Origin of the sequence: Longimicrobium sp. (genome assembly GCF_036554565.1) — a bacterium.
In the GTDB taxonomy this organism is placed as follows: Bacteria; Gemmatimonadota; Gemmatimonadetes; order Longimicrobiales; family Longimicrobiaceae; genus Longimicrobium.
In genome coordinates, this window is sequence record NZ_DATBNB010000298.1 from 1 (window position 1) to 4918 (window position 4918).

The following is a 4918-nucleotide window of genomic DNA, read 5'->3' on the forward strand; positions in this document are numbered from 1 at the left end:
TATCCGCTGCGCGTGTTCGCGGGGGCGTGGTTCGCCCTCATGGTCGTGATGGGCCTGGCGGACGCCAGCGGAGGCGTGATGGACCAGGTGGTGGAGCACGTCGGGGCCCAGCTGATCCTCGGCCGCTACGGCCTGCTCACCCACTCCACCGGGGTCATGGTCCACGGGCCGCCGAACCTGGCCGACCAGGTGAACGCGGGCGTGTGGGCAGTCGCCACGCTGATATGGACGGCACCGGCGCTGGCGGGGGTGATCCTGGCTGCGCGCCGCCACCAGGAGCGGTGAGGCAGGGATCGCTGGCAGCCGGGGACCGCGCGGCCCGGTCGGGCGAATGAATTCGCTGCAACAACCACACGAAGTCCGCCTTCGCGGACTGGCCTGGTCTCGTGTGCGGAGGACCGCGTGGCCCGCCCGGAGCAGTGTGCAGTTCTCCCTCTCTCCCGCTTGCGGGAGAGAGGGCCGGGGGGAGAGGGCAGCCGGGGCATGCGCCGGCCCCGGTCGAGACGCCCCGGGCGGCGGCGCGCGGTGTTCGGCGCCGTCGCGCCCGCGCCCAGCTGCTGATGGATCGCCTCCGCTGACCGCTGGTGCGGGGGCCGTTCGCCGGTTACCTTCCGTTCGCAAGCCGCCAGGGGTACCCCGTCCGCGGGGTTGAGACAGTCCCTTGGAACCTGATCCGGTTCAGACCGGCGTAGGGAGCGCGGCGTGTCGTCCATCGACGGTTCCCATCCGCCGCACCCGGCCCGCCACGGACCGGACGGGGGATGATGCGGTCGCAGGCGCCACCCGGGCATCCCCGGCGTGGCGCCTTTTTCGTTGCCGCACTCCAGGAGCCCCAGATGATCGACCGAGCCCGCCCCCAGACCGCCACCGCCGGCGACTACGGCGACGCGTTCCCCAACAGCCGCAAGGTGTACGTCGAGGGGCGCCACGGCGTGCGCGTGCCCATGCGCGAGATCTCGCTGTCCGGCGGCGAGCCGCCCCTGCGCGTCTACGACACCAGCGGCCCCCTGGGCGCCGACGTGCGGCTGGGGCTGCCCTCCGTTCGCGGGGAGTGGATCCGCGCGCGCGGCGACGTCCAGAACGCGGCGCGCACGTACCGGCCGGTGGATGGAAAGCCGTCCATCGAAATGCCCGAGTCGCTTGCCCGTCCCACCCTGCGCGGCACCGGCTGCGTGACGCAGATGCACTACGCGCGGCGCGGCGAGATCACCCCCGAGATGGAGTACGCGGCGCTGCGCGAAGGGATGGACCCCGAGTTCGTGCGGTCGGAAGTGGCCCGCGGGCGGGCCATCATCCCGGCCAACATCAACCACCCCGAGCTGGAGCCGATGATCATCGGCCGCGGCTTCAAGGTGAAGGTGAACGCCAACATCGGGAACTCGGCCGTCAGCAGCTCCATCGACGAAGAGGTGGAAAAGCTGCGCTGGGCCACGCTGTGGGGCGCCGACACCGTGATGGACCTGTCGACGGGCCGGAACATCCACGAAACGCGCGAGTGGATCATCCGCAACTCCGCCGTTCCCATCGGCACGGTGCCCATCTACCAGGCGCTGGAAAAGGTGGGCGGTGTGCCCGAGGAGCTGACGTGGGAGCTGTACCGCGACACGCTGATCGAGCAGGCCGAGCAGGGTGTGGACTACTTCACCGTGCACGCCGGCGTCCTCCTGCGCTACGTGCCGATGACGGCCAACCGCCTGACCGGCATCGTGAGCCGCGGCGGATCGATCATCGCCAAGTGGTGCCTGGCGCACCACCGCGAAAGCTTTCTGTACACGCACTTCCGCGAAATCTGCGAGATCATGCGGGCGTACGACGTCAGCTTTTCGCTGGGCGACGGGCTGCGTCCGGGGAGCATCTACGACGCCAACGACGAGGCGCAGTTCGCGGAGCTGCGCACGCAGGGCGAGCTGAACCGCATCGCCTGGGAGTTCGACGTGCAGACGATGAACGAGGGGCCGGGGCACGTGCCCATGCACCTGATCAAGGAGAACATGGAGAAGCAGCTCGAGTGGTGCCAGGAGGCGCCCTTCTACACCCTCGGGCCGCTGACGACGGACATCGCGCCGGGCTACGACCACATCACGTCGGCCATCGGCGCGGCGCAGATCGGCTGGTACGGCACGGCGATGCTGTGCTACGTGACGCCCAAGGAGCACCTGGGGCTGCCCAACCGCGACGACGTGAAGGCGGGGGTGATCACGTACAAGATCGCCGCGCACGCGGCGGACCTGGCCAAGGGGCACCCGCGGGCGCAGGAGTGGGACAACGCACTCAGCAAGGCGCGCTTCGAGTTCCGCTGGCGCGACCAGTTCAACCTGGCGCTGGATCCCGTGACGGCGCTCTCGTACCATGACGAGACGCTGCCGGCGGAGGGCGCCAAGATCGCGCACTTCTGCAGCATGTGCGGCCCCAAGTTCTGCAGCATGAAGATCACGCAGGACGTGCGCGACTACGCCGCGAAGCAGAAGGAGATCGAGGCCGGCATGGCCCACAAGTCCGCCGAGTTCCGCGAGCGCGGGGCCGAGGTGTACCTGCGCACCGATGCCGGCGCCGCAGAGGTGGACGTGGATGCGGAGGAGACGGTCGCGGCGGATTGATCTGCGGCTTCGGTCGGATGAACGGCGCGGGGAACACCGGCTGATGCTCCCCGCATTCTTTCTTCCGGCCGAGTCGCGAGCGGGCGGCGAGGTGTAGCTGGCGACGCACACCGCGTCGCAGCAGAGGGGAGGAAAATCGTCACGGCGGATCAACAGTTACAGACTGAAGCTGCCCCCGCCAACATGCGCGCTGACCCAGCGCACGCCACCTTTCGCGGCGTGGCGCTTGACTGTCGGCGGGTCGAGAGCGTCACCCCCTGCTTGAACGGTGGGCTCGGAACGATTACTGTTCGTGACTGCGGCCCTCATTTACGAAAGCAGAAAATAATATGAGTGCTTCCCAGCTGGATTTCCTAGCGGAGCCGCTTCCCGTCATCCCGCAGTCGATCGGCGGTGCGACGGTCACCGCTTTCGATACCCGCCAGCTTCTAACCCGGGCAACCGGCTTCATGTCGGCGTTCGACTACACGCTCAACCCGTACGTAGGCTGCTCGTTCGGCTGCTCCTATTGCTACGCAGCTTTCTTTGCTGGCACTACGGAGCGTCGTGAGAACTGGGGCGCCTGGGTAGAGGTCAAGCAGAACGCCGTCGACCAACTGCGCCGTACGCGATCCCTGCAGGGGAAGCGAATCTATATGAGTTCAGTCACCGATCCCTACCAGCCCGTGGAGCGGGAACTGGAACTCACGCGGGGGTTGCTGGAGGTGATGGTGGAAACCGGCCGGCAACCACGCCTGGTGGTGCAGACGCGGAGTCCGCTGGTGGCCCGGGACGCCGATCTGCTTTCGAAATTGGCCCACGTCCGTGTCAACATGACCATCACCACGGACGACGAAGCAATCCGCAAGCGGTTTGAGCCTCGCTGCCCCGGCAACGACCGCCGGATCGAGGCGCTGATGGAGGTCAAGCGCGCCGGCGTGCGGGTTGGAGTGTGCCTCACGCCGATGCTTCCGCTGCGGAATCCGGCCCATTTCGCGGAGCAGCTGGCGGCGCTGGAAGCGGACGTGTATGTCGCGCAACCGTTCAAGCCGTCACGCGGTCCATTCGCGGCCAGTACCCGCCAGATGGCCAACGACATTCTCACTGAATTCGGCTGGGACCAGCGGTCCTATCGCCGGGCGTTCAACGAGCTAAGGCGGCGGATTCCGGGCTTGTACGAAGGACAGGCCGGGTTCATGCCCGAGTGATTTCCACGGCATCTAGTCTCAAGGGTTGTCGGCTTGCATGCGGCCTGCATATGTTCACGGCAGGCCGGCTTTTTTTATCCTATCCTACGTTCCTGCACCTGATGCCACTATCTGAAGAGCTGCGCAGCCGCCTTGAGACGACCGTCGCCAACGCCGTGTGGGCCGAGCGGAACCAGTCGGAGCGGCAGGGAACGCTCACGCCGTTCCACCAGGAACTGCGCGATGCGTCGGAAGAGCTCAAGAAGCTTTCACGCGGTGTAAACGTCGACTACGACCTGCCTCGGATGGGCGAGGCGTACGCGCTGTGGTACCACATGCGGCGTGTGAGCCAGATGTACGAGGCGCTGGAGAAATTTCCGCAGGTTGCCACACCGCTCGAAAAGGGGTGGGCGGATCCATGGAGAGTGCTTGACGTAGGTGCCGGGACCGGGGCCGGGGCTATGGGCCTGTCGGCGTGGACGTCACAGGCGTTCCCCCCCGGCTTCGTGCAGCGGATCACGGTCGACTGCCTGGAGCCGTCCCGCCATATGATTTCCGCTGGCGAGAACATCATGGCGCAAATGCATCAGAGCGGCCTTCCGATCGCTCAAACCCGGTGGCTGCAAGGCGGAATCGGCGCGGCGGCGGACTACGCGACGGACGGGTACCACCTGATCCTCTGCAGTACGACGTTCGACTACCTGGAAGAAAGGGATTGGGATGGCAAGATTGGTGAAATCATGGACTTTTTCAACGAACGCCTCAGGCCCGGCGGATGCGTAGTCTTCCTGGCACCCAATCGGGGATTCGATGAGGGGCAACAGGGACCTAAGGTGCGTTTCGTCGAAGAGTTGATTTCCGCGGCCGGCCTGAAATCATACAATTGGAGCGACGTTGCCTCGTACAAGGGGGTACAAACAGAGGTGTTGGAAATGCGGACTCGGCTCACCCGGGATGCAATCCAGGCAGGGGCTGGCTTCGGGCTCGGGAACGGGGTGCCCGATTACTCCACCGACACGTTCTCCTACGGCTGTTACCAGCCGAGAGCCCGTTGAATCGGTGGCGCTGGTTTCCTTCGCCGTGGTGACGCCCGCGCAATGCCTCGAGTTACTCCGCGGAGCTGGGGGGCGGGGCCGCGCGTTGCCTAGGGTCGTC

Annotated in this window: 4 protein-coding genes and 1 riboswitch; all 4 genes read left to right on the forward strand. The window is 66.5% G+C overall.

Annotated features, from left to right (window positions below; all coding sequences use genetic code 11):
- On the forward strand, nucleotides 1-285 hold a 285-nt coding region (locus VIB55_RS08050; protein ID WP_331876159.1), incomplete at its 5' end, for a hypothetical protein.
- 332 nt (nucleotides 286-617) lie between these two features.
- Nucleotides 618-713: riboswitch (TPP riboswitch) on the forward strand.
- A gap of 123 nt (nucleotides 714-836) precedes the next feature.
- A complete protein-coding gene (gene thiC / locus VIB55_RS08055; protein WP_331876160.1) occupies nucleotides 837-2597 on the forward strand; it encodes a phosphomethylpyrimidine synthase ThiC in 1761 nt (586 codons plus the stop codon).
- A gap of 329 nt (nucleotides 2598-2926) precedes the next feature.
- Nucleotides 2927-3784 (forward strand): SPL family radical SAM protein, encoded by an 858-nt coding sequence (locus tag VIB55_RS08060; RefSeq protein ID WP_331876161.1) that lies wholly within the window; start codon nucleotides 2927-2929, stop codon nucleotides 3782-3784.
- 50 nt (nucleotides 3785-3834) lie between these two features.
- On the forward strand, nucleotides 3835-4818 hold the full coding sequence (locus tag VIB55_RS08065) for a hypothetical protein (protein ID WP_331876162.1): 984 nt from the start codon (nucleotides 3835-3837) through the stop codon (nucleotides 4816-4818).
- Nucleotides 4819-4918: the final 100 nt, after the last annotated feature.

Bases quoted from the DNA above. Each gene is read 5' to 3' on its own strand.
- thiC (WP_331876160.1), top strand. From the start codon at position 837: ATGATCGACCGAGCCCGCCCCCAGACCGCCACCGCCGGCGACTACGGC.
- VIB55_RS08060 (WP_331876161.1), top strand. From the start codon at position 2,927: ATGAGTGCTTCCCAGCTGGATTTCCTAGCGGAGCCGCTTCCCGTCATC.
- VIB55_RS08065 (WP_331876162.1), top strand. From the start codon at position 3,835: ATGTTCACGGCAGGCCGGCTTTTTTTATCCTATCCTACGTTCCTGCAC.